The sequence below is a fragment of the Halobacillus sp. B23F22_5 genome (genome assembly GCF_043497085.1).
Lineage (GTDB): Bacteria > Bacillota > Bacilli > Bacillales > Halobacillaceae > Thalassobacillus.
The window spans coordinates 16,351-37,469 of sequence record NZ_JBIEKI010000010.1; the positions used below are offsets into that span (position 1 = coordinate 16,351).

Here is a 21,119-nt window from a genome sequence, read left to right on the forward strand (position 1 = left end):
TTTTTTGCGAACATTGCCGGGCTGCTAACCTGTGACGTTTATCCCTGAAATTGTTCTAAAGGAATATAATTCACGTTGGCCGGGTTGCCGGTTTTCGGATCGATTTCGAACATGGTCAATGTCAATGAGCCAAACTGTGGAAGTTCCTTTTGACTGATTTCGATTTCAAGTTTGAACGATGACCAGGAAGGTGCACCCTCTTCTACTTGATGGGTGGTGTTTTCAACCAGAATATTATGTCCGTCCTCTACATTATAAACAAAGGAACCTTCAAATACTCTTGCTTCCCCTGTAACAACATAGGAACCGTTTTCTCCAGAAACCTCCAGGTTACGAAAAGCTTCTCCTTCCGCGACTGAATCGTCAGAACCGCCATGCTGTTCTTCAGTGGTTTGCTCCCCTTCCACTGTAAACGCTTTGGTCACTTTGAATGGCTTCGCTTCCAGGGATTGCTCATTAATTGAATTCACTTCAATGGAGATGGCCGCATCGTATTCGCCTGGCTTAACGCCTTCGGACCACACTTCTTCAAAGCTGATACTCTCTCCTGGTTCAAGGGTTTTTGTTTCTAACGCCTGCGTGAACATTTGTCCTTCTGAATATCGGTATACTTCCTCGCCCTCGTCATTCTTCACAACGATTTCATATTTTTGGCCGGAAGAAAACCCTAGATCATACGCCTTGTCCCCCTGATTCTCCATAGAGAAGCTGAATTTGACTTTATCACCTTCAGGCGTAATCGTAGCATCTACGGCCAACTGACTAACTGCCTCTTGCAAAGCATTTTGACCATCGTTACTGCTTGTCTCTTCGTCTTTCATTACATCTTCTGCCCCTTCATCTCCAGAGTCCCCTTGACTTTCCTCGGCTCCGCAGGCTGCGACAAGTAGTAGTACCATCAGCCCAATCAGGAGCATCCATCCCCTTTTCATTGTCCGTCACTTCCTTCTTTTTATGTGGGTTCATTAATATAGACGTATGAAATTACCAAAGGTTACATTATTTGTCGTCTTTTCGGAAAAATCCGAAAATCCCTGTCGTTTGTACGATATTTGTGAACGCCTGTGGATCCACTTCATTGATGATTCCCTGCAGATCATAAAGTTCATACCGGGTAATGACCATGACGAGCATATTTTTATCCTGCTGGGTAAAAGCACCTCGTGCGGGTAAGGTAGTGATACCGCGTACCATTTTGGAATGGATGGCCTTTTCCAGCTCTGCTGCCTTGGTGGTGATGATCATAGCAGTCAGTTTCTCGTGACGGGTATGGATAGCGTCAATGACACGCGTGGTCACATATAACGTCAATAATGTGTATAATGCGTTTTCCGGTTCATACAAAATACCAGCCAAGGCGATGATAATGCTGTTTAAGATAAGAAAATAAATCCCGATCGGACGGTCTTTCATCCGGGATAATACCATCGCTACGATATCAAGACCCCCGGTGGAAGCACCCCATTTCAGTGTTAACCCGACACCGGCTCCACCGAGCACCCCGCCGAATACAGCATTCAGGATAATATCCTCGGAAAGCTGTTTGACAGGTACAATTCCAAGAGCAACGGTAGTGAATGCAACAGACAAAGCGCTGTAGATGGTAAATCCTTTTCCTACTTTATACCAGCCTAGAATAGCGACGGGTATATTCAATACGAATAGCAAAATACCGGTATTGATTCCAGGTATGCCTAAGAAATCTCTTAACACACTGGCTGTCAACTGGGCGACACCTGTGAATCCGCTTGCGTATACATTCGCTTCGATTAAGAACAGGTTCAGGGCAAACGCATTTAAAATAGCGCCGAATATGACAACGACAATTCGTTTGGCTTCAAATGAAAACATAGCTGCCTCCTTTAAAAAAACTTATAATAGCGAAAAACACTATTCTTTTTTATCACCCCAGTGAACGAAAATCAAGCATCAATTCCCCATTCCCCTCCCTAGGAAAAAATAATCACCCATTCCCTTCGTTAAGCGTGAAATGTTTTGACAGTTTCCTTATATAGGCATAAACTTGAATAAAACAAGTATGATTAATTTCTTACTAATAAGAAGGTGAACGTGATGGAAATTAAAATCATTTGTGACTCGGCAAGCGATTTATCCCAAGAACATTTCGATCGCCATAACATCGAAATGGTGCCCTTGAAAGTCACACTGAATGAAGAAGAGTATCTGGACGGCAAGACTATCACACCGAAAAAGGTTTACGATGCGATGCGCGAGGGAGCTGCTCCAAAAACCTCCCAAGTATCTCCGCAGGCGTTCAAAGAAGCCTTTACCCGTTATGCAGAAGCCGGACAACCCTGCATTTATTTTGCCCTCTCTTCCGAATTATCCGGTACATATCAGACAGCAAAAATGATGGAAGATGAAGTGAAAACAGAGCATCCTGATTTTGACCTGCATGTAGTCGATACCAAGTGCGCATCGTTAGGCTATGGACTTGTCGTCCTGCGGGCAGCAGAATTGGCTGCTGACGGCGCATCAGTCCAGGAAATACTTGATATCGGTACCTATCATGCAGAGCATATGGAACACATTTTCACTGTCGATGACCTGGAATACTTATACCGCGGTGGCCGTGTCAGTAAAACAGCGGCATTCGTTGGTACCTTATTAAAGATCAAGCCACTCTTACATGTCGAAGATGGCAAGCTGATTCCGTTGGAAAAAGTCCGCGGCGCCAAAAAAGTTTTGAAACGCATGCTGGATATAATGAAGGAACGGGGCGAAGACCTTTCCAATCAGCCAATTGCCATCAGCCATGCGGACGACTTAGAAAACGCGGAACAGCTTGCGAGTATGATCAAGGAAGAATTCGGCACCGAGCAGATCCATATTGAAATGGTCGGCTCCGCTATCGGGGCACATGCCGGCCCGGGTACCATTGCACTTTTCTTCCTGAATCAGCCATATAAATAATGTCCATGGTGTCAGGTTGTGAGCGAAATTCCTGTTTTTTAAGACCAAAAATTATGATTTGTGATTAATAGGCTGCCTTTTCTCCTAAGAGAGGCGGCTTTTTTCATCTTTTCTTAGTCATGCCCAAGTTCTTCAATATTACCGAAAACCTTCCAATGTTCACCCATTCACAAATTTGTAACATAAACTGCTTGTTTACCTGTTGTAATTACCCCCTCCCCGTTATATCATACGGTTAGGGGTATTAATACAATGGTTAGGGAGGAAAACAAAATGTCTAAAAAGATTGTGATTGTTGGAGGAGTTGCTGGTGGTGCTACAGCCGCTGCCAGGTTGAGAAGGTTAGATGAAGAAAGCCAAATCATTTTGATTGAACGAGGAGAATATATTTCATTCGCAAACTGCGGATTGCCATACTATATCGGAGGTACTATTGAAGAACGCAGCAAGCTGCTTGTTCAGACCGTCGATCGTATGGAAGCCCGCTTCAATATGGATATCCGTACTTCTGCGGAAGTCATGAAGATCAACCGGGATGACAAACAAATCGAAATCAAAGATTTGAAGACCGGGGAAGTTTACCACCAAAGCTATGATCATTTGATTTTATCTCCAGGAGCAAAACCTATCGTACCTCCGCTTCCTGGATTGAAAGAAAGCACATATTTTACTTTAAGAAATATTCCTGATACAGACAGGATCAAAGCTTATGTTGATGAAAAGCAACCGAAGCACATAACAGTCATCGGCGGAGGATTCATCGGTCTGGAAATGGCTGAGAACCTAGCTGATCGCGGTGCTAAAGTAACTGTCGTGGAAAAAGGACCACAAGTCATGGCGCCGATTGACCCTGAAATGGCAGCGATCGTCCACGAACATCTTCGGGAAAAAGGCGTCGAACTGATTCTTGGCGATGGCATCGCTTCCGTAAACGAAGGTGACATCGTAGCTCTGGAAAGCGGTAAAATGCTGGATACTGATATGATCGTCCTTTCCATCGGAGTACAGCCTGAAAGCACACTGGCACATGAAGCAGGATTAGAACTTGGTGCCCGCAGGGGTATTGTCGTCAATGAATACATGCAAACAAATGATCCATCTATCTACGCAATTGGTGATGCCATTGAGGTCCAGGACTATATTACAAAAGAACCTGTCATGGTACCGCTCGCTTGGCCTGCCAACCGTCAAGGCCGGATCGTTGCGAACAACATCTATGGAAAGAACGAAGCTTACCCTGGAACATTGGGTACTTCCATTGTAAAGGTATTCGATTATACCGTTGCTGCTACAGGCGTCAACGAGAAACGCATGAAGAATCTTGGCTGGAAGTATGAAGCGATTCACATCCATCCTGCTTCCCATGCCGGCTACTATCCTGGAGCTGAATCATTAGCAATGAAAATGCTGTTCAATCCGGAAAACGGAAAAATCTACGGCGCTCAAATCGTAGGAAAAGATGGCGTGGACAAACGGATTGACGTACTTGCCACAGCTATCAAAGGCGGTCTGACTGTCCATGACCTGCCAGATTTGGAACTTGCTTATGCTCCACCGTTCTCTTCTGCAAAAGACCCGGTTAACATGCTTGGCTATGTCGCAGAAAACATAATCGATGGTGCCATTGAAATCACCCACTGGGATGAAATCGACGAAAAAGTAAGCCAGGGCGATCTCATAGTTGACGTACGTGATGCAAAAGAATTAGAACAGGGCTATATCCCTGGAGCAATCAACATTCCGCTTCATGACCTGCGTCATCGCATGGAAGAACTCCCGAAAGATAAACCGATCCACGTGAATTGCCAGGTAGGACTGCGCGGCTATCTTGCAACTAAGCTGCTCCGTCTCAATGGCTATGATGCGCGTAATCTGGATGGCGGCTGGAAAACTTATTCCGTTGCCAACGGTGTTAAAAAACCTCAAATGGTTTAACAAAAGCGCAAACGCCCTGAAGCATAAGCAAAACGGGCAGGTTATGTCGCGAGTGGCTAAGCGTTGAAGCTAGCCAATACTCAACAGGTACTACCAAAATTTTATACTTTCTTATTTATTAAGAATAATGCCGCAGGCTTTCTGAAAAGAGAGGCTGCGGTTTTTTGTAACATTTTTGTTACATAGAACGACTAACTTATTAGAAGGGGGTCGTAAAGATGAAAAAGATGATTGGTTTAACCCTGCTGCTTTCTCTTCTTTTGTTAGGAGCCTGCAGCAGTAATGATGAAGCTGGCGAATCCAGCGAAAGTATGGACATGGCGACTGAACAGGAAATGTCTGAACCCAACATGGCACAGGATGGTGACAGTCTTTCTGAAGAAAAGGCGAGTCCGAATTCGGGGAATATGATTGACAACGTTCAAAATCAAATGATGATTTACAATGCGGATATTTCCCTGCGCACAAAAGATTATGATACCTTTTACCAGCAGCTGGAGCAGCATATGGATAAACAAAAAGCCTACATCGTCGAGGCAAACGTCAACCGACAGGAACATGGACAGCGAAACGCCCATATCCGCCTTCGGGTGCCGCAGGAAAATTTCCAGCCCTTCATCGATGAGCTTGGCAGTTACAGCGATAACATTGATTCAAGGAACATTTCAGGGCGAGACGTGACCGAGGAATACGTCGATTTAGAATCTCGCCTGGCCGCTAAAGAAAAAATCGAAGAACGGCTGCTGGCATTCATGGATGACGCAGAAAAGACAGAGGATTTGATTAAGATTTCTCAAGACCTTGAACGGGTTCAGGAAGAAATCGAAGTGATTCAAGGGAAAATGAAATACTTAGAAAATCAAAGTGACTTTTCTACGATAACCTTGAATATTACTGAGACTAAGGTAAACGTACCTGGCTTGAATGAAGAAGAACTGAATACATGGGAAAAAACGAAGCAGGCATTTGTGCAATCGTTGAACGGGTTGACTCAGTTTGCCTCGTGGATTATGGTTGTTCTGCTCGGTTACTCTCCAGTTATTCTTTTGATTGCTATTCCTGTGGTTTGGTTACTGATCCGCCAGAGAAGCAAACGTAAACGCGAAAACAACTAAACCAAACAGGTGCAGCCTCCTAAGGACTGTGCCTGTTTCTATGTTGCCAGGCTAAGTTAAACGTTCTTGTTAATCTTTTATAATACTCCACTATACCAGCTAATAGAAGGTCAATAGGTAAGGCTAAAAAAGATTAAAAAGACGTGATACAATAAAAACGAACATGCTAAATAAACTTCAAGCTTACCATCTTGAAGTATTTTCCATAAAAGTTTTTTAATGGTTTCGCTTAAACTACAAAGGCCTTTCTACTCTTTAATATTGCATAGATCCAGTGGATAAGCTTGTTTGCGCAAGCAATCTTCGCCACTTTATGCGGTTTGCCTTCTCCAAGCTTTTTGTCGTAATACGCTCTTAATTTTGGATTGCGGTTCTTAGTTATCCCGCATTGTACAGCCGTATAAATTGTCTGTCGAAGGCTGGACGATCCTCTTTTCGTAATTTTGTTTATTGTTGCTTTAAATTGACCGGATTCATGAACACGTGGATCTATTCCAGCGTAGGCAACCAATTTCTTTGGATGATTGAACTGATCAATTTTCCCAATCTCGGAAATGATTGTTGCCGCAATCTTTCCACCAATACCGGGGATTGATCGGATAATTTCATATTCTTCAAATTCTTCAGCCAAGGCATCTATCTCTTCAAGTAGCTTCGATAGGTGCCTTTGGTATTGAAGAAGAAGTTGAATGAACATCGTTAAATTCACCACATGACTCGTATATAAATTACGTTTGAAGGGATCTCGATCAGCTGCTTCTTTTAATTGATGAGCTTTCTTTAATGCCCATGCATAAGAACGTTTGGCTCCTTGCTTAAGAATTACATCAGCTATCTGCTCCGGCTTTTCATCTTTAACACCTTGAGGTGTTTGGAAGTGGAGTAACGTTCGTAAAGAGGTCGGGGAATAGAGTGTTCCAAAGACAGTCTTATATTCCGGAAAGACCTGATCCAATACGGTTTGGAATTGGAGTTTAATTTGTACATAAGTTCCTGTTAGGGCATCGTGTTGACGCGTTAGATTCCTCAAGTTCATGAATTTGACAGTTTTCTTTTTGAAAGGTTGAAGATCATCATATTGGTAATAAAGCTCCCCTAAACGAAACGCATCAATGGCATCGGTCTTTACTTTCCTTAAGCTCATCTTCTTGGCTTCATGGGAAAGAACAGGATTTATCAAATAATAGACGATTTGATGGTCCTCTAAGAACTGTAAAACTGGTTCATGGTAATGACCAGTAGATTCAAAGACGACGACCGGAGCTCGTCCTGTGATTTCTTCCACCTCTAACCAAAATCGGTGAAAATCATGTAGACCTAAAGTGTTATGCTCAAATACAAAGCTCTTCTTGTAAGGATCTTTTTTCTGTAAAAAGGCTTGTACTTGGCTTTTTCCCTTCGCAATATCCAGGCCAATGACTGGATCCATTCATTGTCACGTCTCCTTTTGTTTATTTGCCGGCAGCCCCTAACCTATCTTGCAGTGTCATAGCTTCGCTTGTTATACGGGATCGAGGTCCCAACCAGCCTCAAACACGTTTCTACAAGTAGGGGGAGGACAGTATAGTGGACGGGATCAAGTCCCAATGGCCGAAACGTCCTTCCCCGGCTACCTAAATAATAACCTATAAAAAATAGGTCAACCAGAAATGACTGGCTGACCTTATAATACGATAGGGCCGAATTATGGAAGACTCAGTTTCAAAATAGAAGAGGTTCTTTACCAAAAAAGTGCCAGGGGTGGCTTGGAAACTACTCGCTTTCCTGCGGGGAAACTGGCAAGCCTCCTCAGTCGTTACACGACCTGTGGGGTCTTGCCTAGCTCCTTCTCCCGCGGGAGTCTCGCAGTTTCCCAACCACCCCATCCTCCGAAGGATGAGAGAAACGAACCCCTGCCCTAGATGAAGATGTCTTCCACAAGTAACATGGAAATATGGTGTACGTTATAAGCACGTTTTTATGTTTTTATGAGTAGCTCTTCCTATGTTTGAGGACTGCATAACGATGTTTTCGTTTGCCTCACCAACGCAAGGAGGTCCGGGAAATTGCGAGACTCCTCGAAAATGCTACGCATTTCCTTCGTGCGGTGTCTATTCAAGAAGCTTTTTCAAAGTCCTATGGGAGAATAGTACATGGTGAGATCCCGCAGGGCATTAGCCCGAGGAAGCTCACCGTACACCCATGGAAAGCGAGTGATTTCCCGGACCTCCAGAGGCTTTCAACCTTAACGGAAACAGTTTCTCTCGAAGCTGAGTCTTCATGTATAGGGAGGTTATCTGTAAAATCATCCAATGAGATTTTACAGAGACTATTGCTGAAGGGATTTTTGATAATAACCGGTCGATTTCGTTGCTATAAACCCAAGCTTCCGGTACAACTGATAAGCCCGCTCGTTTTTACTATCCACTTCAAGCGTAACTTTTTGATTGGACTGGCGTTTTGCTTCCTTAATCAGATGCAGCATCATTTCTTTACCATAGCCAAAACCCTGATGTTCCGGTAACATGCATACGCCATAAATAGAGGACGCCTCTTCATCAACGGCAATCGCTCCCATGCCAACTGGGCTTCCCTGGTAAAAGGAAAGATACATATGATGATGGGATTTTTTTAAAGCAGCGGAAATGAAGGTACGTGCATCTTCTCCTGGAAGGCCGAATGCCCGCTCCTGAATGTTTGCCAAAGTGTCCACCTGATCTTCTTTTGCCTTCACAATTTCTAATTTGCCTATGTCTTCCCGATCGTTTTGTCCGCGGAGCTCCATCTGGTATTCGGTATATTGATAGGATGCTCCCCTTCTATGTGCTACTGCCTTGCCAGTCTCAGAATCTTCATTAAGTACGTAAAGCAAAGACGGGATTTTGTGTTTCTCCCACGCTTCACATAACCGATTTTCCAACATAGAAAAATATCCTTTTCGCCGGTAGTCCGGATGGGTGACGGCCATCAATTCTACTTCTTTTTTTGAAGGTATGAAGGCCACAACAGCAGCAATCAACTCATTATCCTTATGCATTGTGAACACCCACGGTAAATTGGTATCAAAATTCAAATTGTCGGCGATGTACATCTCACTGTCGATGCCGTCATGGGCTTTCAGTTTACTCTCTAACGCACGTATTTCCTTTGCTAATTGTGGTTCTACTTGGGTATGGGACGTAATTTTCAACGGGCACTCCTCCACCTTATATGATTCTTTCTTATTATAACTGATAGAAGTACTGGAAGGCCGCCCGGAGAAAAATTATTTTTCCTGGTTGATTGCTTTTTCCATATTCTGTTCCCGCCTACCGAATTGGGTAGTCAGTATGACGCCGGCTATTACAGCCAGAGCACCTGAAATTTGCATGACGGTTATTGATTCTCCCAACCAAAAATAGGCCCCGATCATCGTCACGACCGGAAGGAAATTCAAGAACACCGAAGCTTTAGACGCACTGGTCAGTTCGACTGCCCGATTGTACATGCTCAATGCGATGAAAGAAGGAAAAACTCCTAAATAGAGTAACCCACTCATGTTGGATAGATTCAAAGATGGCACCCCAACGATGATCCATTCTGTTGCTACGATCGGAAGCAGTACGACAACGGAAATGCCAGTCATGACTAGCAGCGTGCCATATGTAGGGAATAGATGCATGTACTGCTTTACCATGATCGAGTAGACTGCCCAGGTCAGGATCGCCCCGATCATGATCGCATCTCCGATATTCCATTCCATAGCAGCCAATTGCAGTATTTTTCCATCCATGACTACCCAAAGTGCTCCAATAAGGGAAAGCACGATTCCTGTCCATTGAATACTGGCCAGCCTTTCTTTTAAAACAAACGCACTCATGATCACAGTCGCCACTGGAATCACTGTCTCAAACACGGAGACGTTGGTGGATGTTGTGAATTGCAGTGCGCCATAAATGAATGTATTAAAGAATGTGATACCGGTCAGCGTGATGATCAAAAATGGTTTTTTATGCTGTAAGTAACTGTTGCGATACTGCCAGGCTCCTCGTAAGCCGACCGGAAGGATTACAAAGAATGCGATTACCAGTCGGAAAAAAGCAATGGTGAATGGCGGCAGCTCATTGATTGCCTTACCAACGAGGATATTTCCTGAAAAGAATAAGATAACGAATACTAGTAAGATATAAGGATAAATAAGTATCCCCCCTTGCTCCAACAATCCTATCACAATAGGAAAACAGGTTTCTATTATGAGATACAAAAAAGCCATTCCATCTGTGGAACAGCCTTTTTGCTTTTACCGTTTATATAGTGATATTCCCTTCAGCTGGCAGCTGTTTTTCTTCACCATTGATAAAAATTGCGAAGTCACCACCTTCTTCCTGTGTGATCACGACTCGCTGATGGTCAACGCTTACTTTGATCAAGTGGCCGCGGAAGTTAATTTTAAAGGAATAATCTTCCCAGGCTTTTGGAATGAATGGTTTGAAGTGTAATTCCCCTTTTTCTACCCGCATTCCAGCGAAGCCATGAACGATAGACAGCCAGGATCCAGCCATACTTGTGATATGGAGTCCGTCTTCCGTATCGTTATTATAATTGTCGAGATCGAGTCTTGCTGTCCGCAGGTACATTTCATATGCTTTTTCTTCGTAACCGATTTCTGCTGCAATGATCGAGTGCACACAAGGTGATAACGATGATTCATGAACAGTCATTGGCTCATAAAAGTCAAAGTTGTTCTTTTTCTCCTCTAACGTGAAACGGTGGTTCAAGAAATACATGCTTTGCAAAACATCCGCCTGTTTGATGAAGCAGGAACGCAGGATTCGGTCCCACGACCAGTTCTGGTTGAGCGGCAAATGTTTTTCATCAAGATCTGCGACACGGATCAAATCCTTATCGAGCAAACCGTCCTGCTGCAAATAGACACCAAGCTGTTCATCAACTGGGTAGTACATGTGTTCAATGATGTCTTTCCAGTGGTCGAAGTCGTCCTCATTCAAGCCCAATTGGCTTTTTAATTCTACGAATCTTTTCTGATGGTTACGTTCCAGGTACAAAGCGACAGACAAGGTGTACTCCAATGTCCAGGCGGCCATCCGGTTGGTGTGCCAGTTGTTGTTGACATTGTTTTCGTATTCATTTGGTCCCGTGACACCAAGGATCATATATTTTCCTTTACGGGGATTGTAATTAACCCGGCTTGCCCAGTACCTGCTGATTTCTGCCAGCACTTCAAAGCCATATTCCGGCAGGTAAGATGTATCACCGGTATAGTTGACGTAATTCCAAATCGCATGTGCAATGGCACCGTTCCGGTGAATTTCTTCAAATGTAATTTCCCATTCGTTATGCGATTCCTCCCCATTCATCGTCACCATTGGATAGAGCGCACCATCCATGCCTAGCTTCGCTGCATTTTCTTTTGCTTTTGCTAAATGTCGATAACGGTAGATTAATAGATTGCGGGCGATCGATGAATCAGCTGTACCAAGGTAAAAAGGCAGGCAGTAAGCTTCCGTATCCCAGTAAGTGCTTCCCCCATACTTCTCTCCAGTAAAGCCTTTCGGACCGATATTCAAAAGCGCGTCCTCACCTGTATACGTGTTATACAGCTGGAAAATATTATAGCGGATCCCCTGCTGGGCGGACGTATCTCCCCCGATAGTCACATCAGCATGGTTCCAGCGGCGCTCCCAAGCTTCCATATGCTGCTTGAACAAGGAAGTGAATCCACTGTCAGCTGCTTTTCTCACCTGCTTTTTAGCTTCGTCCGCAAGCTCGTTTTTATGGAAATGCCTGCTTGTCGTAACAGCTACATATTTATAAAAACTTACCTTTCCACCAGGTATGATGCTGGCTGTATGCTTTTGATCCACATATTCTTCTTCGTTCGCAACATCTTCTACTTTCGTCTCCTGACCGATAAGCTGATTTTTCATCGCGGCAGAAACATCGAATTCCGTCTTGCGGGTGCGCATCGTCAAAACGGCCTGTTCCTTGTCAGCTTCATGATGGACAGGCATCCAGAAGTCTTCATCATAATTGGCATCTTCATTCCTGACGTCGCCATCCATATAGGGCTGGAAGGTGATCTTTCCTTCAAAGTCTTCGGACGTAACCTCATACTTGATAGCAATAATCGAAGCATCGACAATGGAAAAGAAACGGGTGACCTTTCCCTTGATATGTTTGCCTTCTGGGCTTGTTACATCAAATTCACGGTAGAGGTATCCGTGTTTCATATTCAATTCCCGCTTGAATTCGTGTACTTTCCATGTATGAAGGTCAAGTTCTTCGTCACCCGCAACCACCCGGACGCCGGTTACATTCGGAGCATTCAAAACTTTAGCGAAGTATTCCGGGTAACCGTTTTTCCACCAGCCGACCCTGGTCTTATCTGGATAATAGATGCCCCCTACATAGGTGCCTTGATGGGTATCTCCGGAATAGGTCTCTTCAAAGTTGCCACGCATCCCCATCTGGCCGTTGCCGATACTCATTAAGCTTTCTGCAAGGCGGTTATCTTCTGGATGCAGCTTGTCTTCGATGACTTTCCATTCATCCATTCTGCAAATCTGTTTCATCTTTATCACCTCTCATTTAGATTAGGCAAACGTTTGCATTTCTGTGGGAAAAAGAGAGAACCGAATCAGGCTCTCTTACTTGTTTCCCTTTTCCACTGTTGTGTAGACATGCGGTGTTTAATTTCAAACGGCACGATGATCCGCTTGGCTGGTTCATTTTTATTCTGTATTTTTTCAACCAGACACTTGCATGCCTGGGCGCCAAGATCATAAATATTGATGTCGACGGTTGTCAGCGGGGGTCGGGTGACCTCCGCCATATAAACATTGTTGAAGCTGACGATCGACACGTCTTCTGGTACGTACAGACCGAACTCCTCCAGCATATTGATGACCCCGATGCTCATCAGATCATCAGAAATTACCAGGCCGGTCGGCGGTTCCTCTAAAGAAAATAATTCATGGACGGCTTTTCTTCCACCGGATTTCAAAAATTCGGTGTGGACCTTGTATTCTTTTTTGACTGGCAGTCCTGCCTGATTAAGGGCCTGTTCGTAGCCAGTAATACGGTCGACGGTGACAGCCAGATCTTTGGAACCCCCGATAAAACCGATGCAGCGATGCCCCAGCTCGATCAGGTGCTCTGTGATCTCTTTGGATGCCCGGATGTTGTCGTTATCGACATGACTGATTGTATCGATGTTTTCATTGGGCTTCCCTACAATGACAAACGGAAAGTTCTGTTCATGAAGAAATTCCATGACTTTGTCCTTTAACCGGGAATACAACAGAATGACTCCATCCACACGATTGCCATGGACCATCCGCTGGACTCCTTCTAATATTTCCTCTTCCGTTTCTCCCGTCGAAAGCAGCAAAGAATATTCGAGGTCATGGGCTACCGCACTGATTCCACGCAGTACCTCAGGGAAAAATGGATTTTGCAAGGCCTTATCTGCACTTGAAGGCATGACGACTCCAATCGCTTGTGTCGAACTTCTTACCAGGCTTCTCGCATTTACATTCGGGTGGTAGCCAAGTTCTTTCATCGCTTTCCTTACCCGTTTCTTCGTGGCGGGACTGATCCTCGGATTATCCGCTATGACGCGGGATACCGTGGAAGGCGCCACCCCTGCCGCTTTGGCAACTTCTTTAATGGTAACTCCCATGACACTCACCTTCTATTCCTTCTGATTTCATTGGCAGTTCTTTACTAATGAAAGGTTGCTGCTAACTCTTTCTCTCTATTATTGTAACTCATTTCAGATGGCTGGATGTCTAGTTTTTCCTGCTTTTTCTACTTAAAATGATGACCGCAACGACAAAAGCAGCAAAGATACCTCCGACAAATAACAGGAAGGACCAGTTCAGACCAGTGTTCTCTTCGACCAAGTATACTTCTGACTGTTCTCGTTCCATGGCGATTTTGTAGGTACCTTCCTCCACTTCCCTGGCGATATCATCGGTCAGCATCCCGCGCAGCTGATTGTCTGGGGGAAGGTTTTCCAACTCCATGGTTCGTGTTTCCACATCATTGTTGAGCACAACTACTAACGTCTGGTCTTCATACGTACGTTTATACGCTGCAAGCCCGCCTTCGTTGTAAAGTTCTTCATAATCCCCTTTTGTAAGCGCCGGAAATTCTTTTCGCATCGATGTCAGCTGTTCAATCCTTTGTTTCAACTCTTCATCAGCGGCTTTGAAGTTCATCATCCGGCGATTATCCGGATCTTCTCCGCCATCAAGCGGCACCTCTGTCCCATAATATGTAATCGGGATTTCAGGCATCGTGAATTGATAGGTCAACGCCAGTTTCCACCGGGTCACCGGGTTTTGTTTATTCTCGATCGCTTTTCTGGTAAACCGGACATTATCATGATTATCAATGAAGGAGCTTAACATACCAGGCTCTTCATATAATTGTTCATTCGCTTTCCAAACACTCATTGGACCATTCAAAGAATTGCCCGCCTTCTGAAACGACTCATTGATCGCATTGAATAATGGATAATCGACGAATGAATCGATACCTGTTTCTTCATATGCAGCTATCTCACGCGGGCTATCGTGCCACACTTCCCCAAGCAGGAAGAAATCTGGATCAATGCTTTTCACATGATCATTGAAGTCTTTCCAGAAGTCTTTCGGCACATGCTTGACGGTATCCAAACGAAAACCATCCACTCCCGTTTCCTCAATCCAAAATTCGGCTGCATCAAATAAGTACTGTTTCACTTCCGGATTTTCGGTATTCAAATCTGGCAGTCCTGCGAGCCAGGCATTTTCTAATACGGATTGGCTTTCACCCATCATTCGTTTTTCTTCATGGAACCAGTCTTCTTTATTCGGATCCTCCAGCCATGCATGTTGGTAACCAGTATGATTGACGACAAAATCGAACAACACTTTCATGTCACGTTTATGAGCCTCTTCTACAAGGCGCTTGGCATCTTCCATGGTACCAAAATGTTCTTCCACTTCCATGAAATCTTCAATCCAGTAGCCGTGATAGCCTTTCGGTTCGTTTTTCATAATTGGTGTCATCCAGATCGCTGTGTAGCCAAGGCTCTTAATATAATCCAGTTGCTGGATGATCCCTTCTATGTCTCCTCCGTGGTACGCCTTCGGATCATCTGTATCCACTTCATAGTCGTTGTCGTAATTCCCATTAAAAAAACGATCGACCATGATGAAATAAATCATTTCATCGTTCCAGTCATTTTCTTCTTTTTCATCAGCTCCTAAAGCAGTCATAGGAAAAGAACAAAAAAGAAGAAACGGAATGATGCACAAAGATAACCGTGCTTTTGTTCTCATTTCCGCTCCCCCTTGTCATTAAAATTAAGTTTCCATTTCCTATTATCCTTTGGTAGCTCCAGATGTCAATCCTGAAATCAAATAACGCTGCAGTAATAAGAATACAAGTGCAATCGGCACAGCGATCAAAATGGCTCCCGCAGAGAAACGTGTAAAGTTATTAGAAAATTGGTCATTGATGAAATTGAATAATCCTAGAGCCAGTGTATATTTCTCCGGACTGGTCAACACGATTCGCGGCAGCAGGAAGTCCATGAACGGAGCCATGAAGTTGAAAAGCGCTACTACTGCAAGAATCGGCTTAGCCAAAGGCAGCATGATCGTCCAGAAAATTTTCAAGTGTCCGGCTCCATCCATTTTGGCGGCTTCGTCCAATTCTTTCGGGATGGTATCAAAGTAACCTTTTACCAGCCAGGCGTTAAATGGAATCTGACCGCCAAGGTAAATCAATGTCAAACCGACTAAGGAATCGATCAATCCGATTGTACTTAGCAGGATGTATAATGCAACCATCCCCATCAAAGCCGGGAACATTTGCAGTAACAGAAACATATACAGACCATACTTTTTCCCAATAAACTTGTAACGGGAAAACGCATAAGCGACTAATGAAGTCAAAATAACGGAACCAATCGCATTGGCGAATGCGACCAACAGACTGTTCTTATACCAGATGACATAGTCACTTCTTGGATCAGTGAATAACCATTTATAATGCTCCAATGTCGGGTTTTCCGGCAGCATCTTCGTCACCAGCATATTCGTACCAGGGTTGATACTCATCATCACCGTCCATAGTAACGGATAAGCAATCAACACGAACATCACTGCTAAAAATAAATAAATGAACGTTACTTCAATTTTGGACTTTGTTTTTCTATTCATCGCCATCAGTAACGTCCCTCCTCTTTAAATGCAGCCGTTTTGCGGAATTGATAGAATGCGAAGATCGATATTACCAATCCCATGATGATCGTAATAGCTGCAGCCATATTATAGTTATTGGTTTCGAAAGTCAGTTTGTATACCCAGGAAATCAGGATATCTGTCCCGCCGGCAGACTGGCCTCGGACAGCAGGATTCCCTTCGTTGAATAGATAGATAATATTGAAGTTATTGAAATTCTGGGCATATTGCATGATCAGAAGCGGTGCCGTGGCAAACAGGATGTGTGGCAGGGTGATAAAACGGAACTTCTGGAATCGTGTTCCTCCATCAACATCGGCAGCTTCGTACATATCCGCCGGCACACTTTGCAAAACACCTGTGAATAATGCAAATACGAATGGAAAGCCCAGCCATGTCTGAATCATGATTAGAGCGATCTTAGCCCAAAACGGGTCTGACAGCCAGGGAATCATCATCCCGAATTGGCTGAGGATATCACGGTTGATCGCACCGAACGTCGGGTTGAATAATGCTGAGAAAATCAAAATTGATACAAAAGCCGGTACCGCCCATGGCAAAATAAGTACGGTACGGATCGTCCGCTTGAACTTGATACGCTTGTCATTGACGAGCAATGCTAGGAACAGACCGAGAACAATCTGCAACGTTGTCGCCACTACTGTCCAAACAATCGTCCAAGTGAATACATTCAAGAATGTATCCTGCCAAATATCCACATTCACCAGGTTGACGAAATTCTCAAAACCGACCCAGTCCAACAGTTTTCGTGGTGGTGAATTATACTGGTTGTAGTTGGTGAAGGCCAGCGAGACCATGAACGCAAGCGGCAGTACTACTACAAAAATCAACATGATAAAGCCAGGCAGGATCATGAAATATGGAAATCCGCGATCGTAGAAATCCTGCATTGCTTTGAAAAATGTCGGGTTCGGTCTTCCGGCTTCTCTAGCAATTGCATCATTACGAGCATCTTTAACATTGTAAATATAAATAGCGATTCCAAAGAAAAGTACCACTACCGATATAAAGCCTTGAATCAATAACTGGATGGAATGATGTTCCCGGGGAATCGTACCTAACGTAAATAGCCCCCAGACGCCAATATCGATATAATCCCAAAATGCTATTAAAAAAGAAACAGCAATTATAAATAAAAGTATGCCTTTAAAAAATCGGCGGTTATACAGTTGTCCCAGACCTGGAACGAAAACAGATAATAAAGTAGCAATATTGCGGGGTTGTTTGATGTCGAATGCTGCTTTTTTATCATCCTTTGCCATAATAATGTCCTCCCCGGTGGTGATAGAAAAACTTGGCTTGTCGCCAAGTACTTATGGCGAAAGCCTTAGTTTTTTATACTTTAATCATTTAACAAAGTTAAACTTTCTAAAGTATAAAATGGCAGATGGAAGGCTGTCCGCCTTCCATCCTCCAACTCGCTCTTAATTACCAGAGCTTTTTCCTTTATTTATTGTCCAGCACCTGAAGCCGCAATATTGTCTTTGATGATTTGAACTGCTTCATCAAGTACTTCGTCTACAGGCTCACCTTTTGAAATAAACGAAAGTGCATTGTTGATTGGCTCCCAAACTTGTTGCATTGCCGGGATACCAGGCATTGGCTCACCATAAGTAGCCTGTTCAGCGAAAGCAGACATGATTTCATCATCCGCGATTGCCGGATCTTCGATGGAATCTTTGCGTGCAGGCATTTCGCCAGCCATGTCATAGTAAGTCATTGCATTTTCACTGTTTGTGATGAATGCCATCAATTCTTCTGCCCACTCTTTGTTTTCAGAGTAATAGGAAAGCATGTAGGATTTTACACCTACGAAAGATTTAGGGTTTTCACCATTTTCAAGCAATGGAAGTGGAGCAGCTGCCAGGTCGTCACCAAGAGCATCCTGGTATTCACGTACCATCCAAGGTCCATTGATAACCGTAGATACTTTTCCTTCTTTGACCAGTCCGTTCATAATGTCCGGAGTCAAGTCCTGCGGAATATATCCGTTTTCAAACCAGGACTGGATCAACTTGCCGCCTTTGACAGCGCCTTCGTTGTTCAACCCGATGTCATCAATGTTATAAGAACCATTTTCGTTAGCGAAAACATAAGCACCATTCCCGGAGAAGAACGGGTATGTGAAGTAGAAGTTAGCACCTTCCATCAGGAAACCATACTTATCTTCACCTTTTTTGGTATCTCTTTCAGCAATCGCCATCAAATCTTCCATAGTTTCAGGAGCTTCTTCTACTAATGACTTGTTGTAGAATAAAGCATAGGTTTCTGTAACTGCCGGGTAGCCCCATACGTCGCCTTCATAAGTGACAGCATCGACAGCAGTTTCTGTGTATTCGTCCTTTTTCTCTCCAAGATTTACAGGGTCTACAAGACCTTTAAGTACGAGGTCACCGATCCGGTCATGCGGTTGGAAAATGATGTCTGGACCATTTCCAGCAGGTCCTTCTACGTCCAGCTTTTCAATTTGATCCAACATAGAGATAGGAATGATTTCAACCTCGATGTCATTTTCTTCTGTGAATTTATCAGTGATAGTCTTCAACGCTTCTTCTTGTTTCTCTTCTGCGTTCATCCAGACAGTAAGTTTTTCAGGCTTTTCAGGCATTTCACCTTCTGTATTGCCCTCTGTTTCTGTTGATTCTCCGCCTTCTGTGTTTCCTTCCGATTCTTGTCCACTTTCATCAGGACCACAGGCAGCAAGTGCGCCGATCATTAATAGTGCGGCAAACAACATACCTAACCATTTCTTCATTGTATTGACCTCCCAAAGGTATATTAATTACAAGATGTATGTAACCGATTTCAAATATTTTCGTGAAAACGATTGCACATATCTTGATTTCTATTATACAAAAGCTAAAATAATTTGCAAGACAAATTTACTACTTTTAACAAATCACCCCTATTTCTTTTATTCAGGCAAAGGTAACGCTTACATAAACAGCGTATTAATCCTGTAGGTTTCCATTGACTTTCTGATTACTTTTGTCTACTTTTAGTCTATAATAAATATTTATAGCGCACTTTTTGTGCAAACGATTGTGCTGAAAGGATGAGATACTTGCTAAAAGAAGCGATTTACCATCGTCCCAAAAACAATTTCGCTTACGCTTATGATGACGAAACACTGCATATCATGCTTCAAACCAAGAAAGATGATCTCACATCCGTTTCCCTCATTCACGGAGACCCTTATCATTGGGAAAAGGAACAATGGATAACCGAAACACTTCCAATGGAGAAAACAGGTTCTTCTGAACTTCACGATTACTGGAAAGCTGCTATCAAGCCTCCTTACCGACGTCTGCGTTACGGATTTGAAGTTTCGGATGGGTCAGAAACAAGTATTTATACAGAGCGGGGATTCTATGATAAAGCGCCTGGGGACACAGCCGATTATTTCGCTTTTCCATTCCTTAATCCCGCAGATGTGTTTACTGCGCCTGATTGGGTCCGGCAGACAACCTGGTATCAGATTTTTCCAGAGCGGTACGGGAACGGCGACCCATCCTTGAACCCGGAAGGCACTTTAGCATGGGGAAGTGCCGACCCGACGCCGACCAACTTTTTCGGAGGCGATTTCCAGGGGGTGATCGATCACCTGGATTATCTTGTTGAACTCGGCATCAACGGCATTTACTTTACGCCGATTTTCAAGGCGTATTCGAATCATAAATATGACACCATCGACTACATGGAAATCGATCCGCAATTCGGAGATAAAGAGACATTTCGCAAGTTAGTAGAGGAATGCCATGAGCGGGGTATTAAAGTGATGCTCGATGCTGTCTTCAATCACAGCGGTTACTACTTCCCTCCCTTCCAGGATGTCTTAGCAAAAGAACAAGCGTCCAAGTATCGCGATTGGTTCCATTTACGTGAGTTACCGATAAAAACAGAGCCAGTGCCGAATTATGATACATTCGCATTCGTCCATACGATGCCGAAGCTGAATACGGAGCACCCGGAAGTGAAACGATATCTTCTCGATGTCGCCCGTTACTGGATAGAAGAGTTCGATATTGACGGATGGCGCCTCGACGTAGCCAACGAAATCGACCATGCCTTCTGGAGGGAGTTCCGCCGTGTGGTAAAATCCGCAAAACCCGACGCTTATATTCTTGGTGAAATATGGCACGATTCCATGCCGTGGCTGCAAGGCGATCAGTTTGATGCTGTCATGAACTACCCCTTCACCAACGGAGCCGTGGAATTTTTCGCAAAAGATTCCATGAAGGCCGGAGAATTTGCTGATACGATCACGAAGGTGCTTCATATGTATCCTGACAATGTGAATGAAGTGGCGTTTAACCTCCTCGACAGCCATGATACACCAAGAATCCTGACGCTCGCGGGCGAGGAAAAAGCGCGTGTCAAGCTATTATATTTATTCCAATTATCGTTTATCGGAACGCCGTGCATTTATTATGGCGATGAAATCGGAATGAGTGGCGGCCAGGATCCAGGCTGCCGGGAATGTATGATATGGGAGGAAGAAGAACAGGACCATGATCTATTTTCCTTTGTCCAGCAACTGCTCAAATACAGAGGTGCTATACCTGCCTTCGGCAACGATGGTTCCTTCCGTTTTCTTGAAACGAACAATGACACAGGTGTCATTGTCTATGAAAAATTCAATGAAGAAAACAGGCTGATTTTTGTCGTTAATAATGGTGATCAAAAACAATCGTTCACCGTGGATGCTTTAGCAGACAAACAAGCGACAGCATTATTTACCGAAGAAAGCATAAACTTTAATCATGAAGCAAAAGTGACACTTCCTGCTTTCGGCTTTCAAATTTTCCAACTGAATCATTAGAATCGTGCTAGATAGTCAAGTCGCTCTTTAGAAATGGGCGGCTTGATTTATTTGAATTTGCTTGAAGGAGTCTGGGTG

At 43.9% G+C, this 21,119-nt stretch carries 15 protein-coding genes; 4 read left to right on the forward strand and 11 right to left on the reverse strand.

The annotated features are described in order from the left end of the window. Positions 1–38 precede the first annotated feature (38 nt). Together ACGTN9_RS13475 and ACGTN9_RS13480 are read right to left on the reverse strand one after the other, a co-directional pair. A complete protein-coding gene (locus tag ACGTN9_RS13475) occupies positions 39–932 on the reverse strand; it encodes a BsuPI-related putative proteinase inhibitor (RefSeq protein WP_499593587.1) in 894 nt (297 codons plus the stop codon). A 67-nt stretch (positions 933–999) separates the two neighbouring features. Then, positions 1,000–1,851 (reverse strand): YitT family protein, encoded by an 852-nt coding sequence (locus ACGTN9_RS13480; RefSeq protein ID WP_499593588.1) that lies wholly within the window; start codon positions 1,849–1,851, stop codon positions 1,000–1,002. Between the two features lie 222 nt (positions 1,852–2,073). Here ACGTN9_RS13480 and ACGTN9_RS13485 point away from each other — a divergent pair, with 222 nt between their 5' ends. From ACGTN9_RS13485 to ACGTN9_RS13495, 3 genes are all read left to right on the forward strand, one after another. Continuing rightward, positions 2,074–2,934, forward strand: a complete 861-nt coding sequence (locus tag ACGTN9_RS13485) for a DegV family protein (protein WP_499593590.1) — start codon at positions 2,074–2,076, stop codon at positions 2,932–2,934. Between the two features lie 273 nt (positions 2,935–3,207). Then, complete coding sequence (locus tag ACGTN9_RS13490) at positions 3,208–4,869, forward strand: CoA-disulfide reductase (protein ID WP_499593592.1); 1,662 nt, start codon at positions 3,208–3,210, stop codon at positions 4,867–4,869. 218 nt (positions 4,870–5,087) lie between these two features. Continuing rightward, positions 5,088–5,984 carry a DUF4349 domain-containing protein gene (locus ACGTN9_RS13495; protein ID WP_499593594.1) on the forward strand — a complete coding sequence of 299 codons (897 nt, stop codon included), beginning with the start codon at positions 5,088–5,090 and terminating at the stop codon, positions 5,982–5,984. A gap of 229 nt (positions 5,985–6,213) precedes the next feature. On the opposite strand, the gene ACGTN9_RS13500 is transcribed toward ACGTN9_RS13495, so the two are convergent. The 9 genes from ACGTN9_RS13500 to ACGTN9_RS13540 all read right to left on the reverse strand — a co-directional run bounded on the left by ACGTN9_RS13500 (position 6,214) and on the right by ACGTN9_RS13540 (position 18,974). Further along, the gene (locus ACGTN9_RS13500) at positions 6,214–7,413 is read right to left on the reverse strand and encodes an IS110 family RNA-guided transposase (protein WP_499593596.1); all 1,200 of its coding nucleotides are present in this window, start codon (positions 7,411–7,413) and stop codon (positions 6,214–6,216) included. Positions 7,414–8,292: 879 nt separating this feature from the next. Next, positions 8,293–9,153: a GNAT family N-acetyltransferase gene (locus tag ACGTN9_RS13505; RefSeq protein ID WP_499593598.1), complete on the reverse strand. Its 861-nt coding sequence runs from the start codon at positions 9,151–9,153 to the stop codon at positions 8,293–8,295. A gap of 75 nt (positions 9,154–9,228) precedes the next feature. Then, entirely contained in the window at positions 9,229–10,173 is a 945-nt protein-coding gene (locus ACGTN9_RS13510; protein ID WP_499593600.1) for a DMT family transporter, read from the reverse strand. Positions 10,174–10,249: 76 nt separating this feature from the next. Continuing rightward, on the reverse strand, positions 10,250–12,535 hold the full coding sequence (locus tag ACGTN9_RS13515; protein ID WP_499593602.1) for a glycoside hydrolase family 65 protein: 2,286 nt from the start codon (positions 12,533–12,535) through the stop codon (positions 10,250–10,252). A 65-nt stretch (positions 12,536–12,600) separates the two neighbouring features. After that, a complete protein-coding gene (locus tag ACGTN9_RS13520; RefSeq protein WP_499593604.1) occupies positions 12,601–13,644 on the reverse strand; it encodes a LacI family DNA-binding transcriptional regulator in 1,044 nt (347 codons plus the stop codon). 109 nt (positions 13,645–13,753) lie between these two features. Beyond that, positions 13,754–15,292: an alpha-amylase family glycosyl hydrolase gene (locus ACGTN9_RS13525; protein WP_499593605.1), complete on the reverse strand. Its 1,539-nt coding sequence runs from the start codon at positions 15,290–15,292 to the stop codon at positions 13,754–13,756. A gap of 42 nt (positions 15,293–15,334) precedes the next feature. Continuing rightward, the gene (locus ACGTN9_RS13530) at positions 15,335–16,177 is read right to left on the reverse strand and encodes a sugar ABC transporter permease (RefSeq protein ID WP_499593766.1); all 843 of its coding nucleotides are present in this window, start codon (positions 16,175–16,177) and stop codon (positions 15,335–15,337) included. Positions 16,178–16,182: 5 nt separating this feature from the next. After that, entirely contained in the window at positions 16,183–17,481 is a 1,299-nt protein-coding gene (locus ACGTN9_RS13535; protein WP_499593607.1) for a carbohydrate ABC transporter permease, read from the reverse strand. A 188-nt stretch (positions 17,482–17,669) separates the two neighbouring features. After that, positions 17,670–18,974 carry a sugar ABC transporter substrate-binding protein gene (locus ACGTN9_RS13540; RefSeq protein WP_499593609.1) on the reverse strand — a complete coding sequence of 435 codons (1,305 nt, stop codon included), beginning with the start codon at positions 18,972–18,974 and terminating at the stop codon, positions 17,670–17,672. 309 nt (positions 18,975–19,283) lie between these two features. Here ACGTN9_RS13540 and ACGTN9_RS13545 point away from each other — a divergent pair, with 309 nt between their 5' ends. Further along, the gene (locus ACGTN9_RS13545; protein WP_499593768.1) at positions 19,284–21,041 is read left to right on the forward strand and encodes an alpha-glycosidase; all 1,758 of its coding nucleotides are present in this window, start codon (positions 19,284–19,286) and stop codon (positions 21,039–21,041) included. Positions 21,042–21,119 lie beyond the last annotated feature (78 nt).

What these genes read in the sequence shown, in the direction of transcription:
- ACGTN9_RS13535 (WP_499593607.1), bottom strand. Translation starts at nt 17,481, where the DNA reads ATGGCAAAGGATGATAAAAAAGCAGCATTCGACATCAAACAACCCCGC.
- ACGTN9_RS13525 (WP_499593605.1), bottom strand. Translation starts at nt 15,292, where the DNA reads ATGAGAACAAAAGCACGGTTATCTTTGTGCATCATTCCGTTTCTTCTT.
- ACGTN9_RS13480 (WP_499593588.1), bottom strand. Translation starts at nt 1,851, where the DNA reads ATGTTTTCATTTGAAGCCAAACGAATTGTCGTTGTCATATTCGGCGCT.
- ACGTN9_RS13490 (WP_499593592.1), top strand. Translation starts at nt 3,208, where the DNA reads ATGTCTAAAAAGATTGTGATTGTTGGAGGAGTTGCTGGTGGTGCTACA.
- ACGTN9_RS13475 (WP_499593587.1), bottom strand. Translation starts at nt 932, where the DNA reads ATGAAAAGGGGATGGATGCTCCTGATTGGGCTGATGGTACTACTACTT.
- ACGTN9_RS13495 (WP_499593594.1), top strand. Translation starts at nt 5,088, where the DNA reads ATGAAAAAGATGATTGGTTTAACCCTGCTGCTTTCTCTTCTTTTGTTA.
- ACGTN9_RS13540 (WP_499593609.1), bottom strand. Translation starts at nt 18,974, where the DNA reads ATGAAGAAATGGTTAGGTATGTTGTTTGCCGCACTATTAATGATCGGC.
- ACGTN9_RS13485 (WP_499593590.1), top strand. Translation starts at nt 2,074, where the DNA reads ATGGAAATTAAAATCATTTGTGACTCGGCAAGCGATTTATCCCAAGAA.
- ACGTN9_RS13500 (WP_499593596.1), bottom strand. Translation starts at nt 7,413, where the DNA reads ATGGATCCAGTCATTGGCCTGGATATTGCGAAGGGAAAAAGCCAAGTA.
- ACGTN9_RS13530 (WP_499593766.1), bottom strand. Translation starts at nt 16,177, where the DNA reads ATGAATAGAAAAACAAAGTCCAAAATTGAAGTAACGTTCATTTATTTA.
- ACGTN9_RS13515 (WP_499593602.1), bottom strand. Translation starts at nt 12,535, where the DNA reads ATGAAACAGATTTGCAGAATGGATGAATGGAAAGTCATCGAAGACAAG.
- ACGTN9_RS13520 (WP_499593604.1), bottom strand. Translation starts at nt 13,644, where the DNA reads ATGGGAGTTACCATTAAAGAAGTTGCCAAAGCGGCAGGGGTGGCGCCT.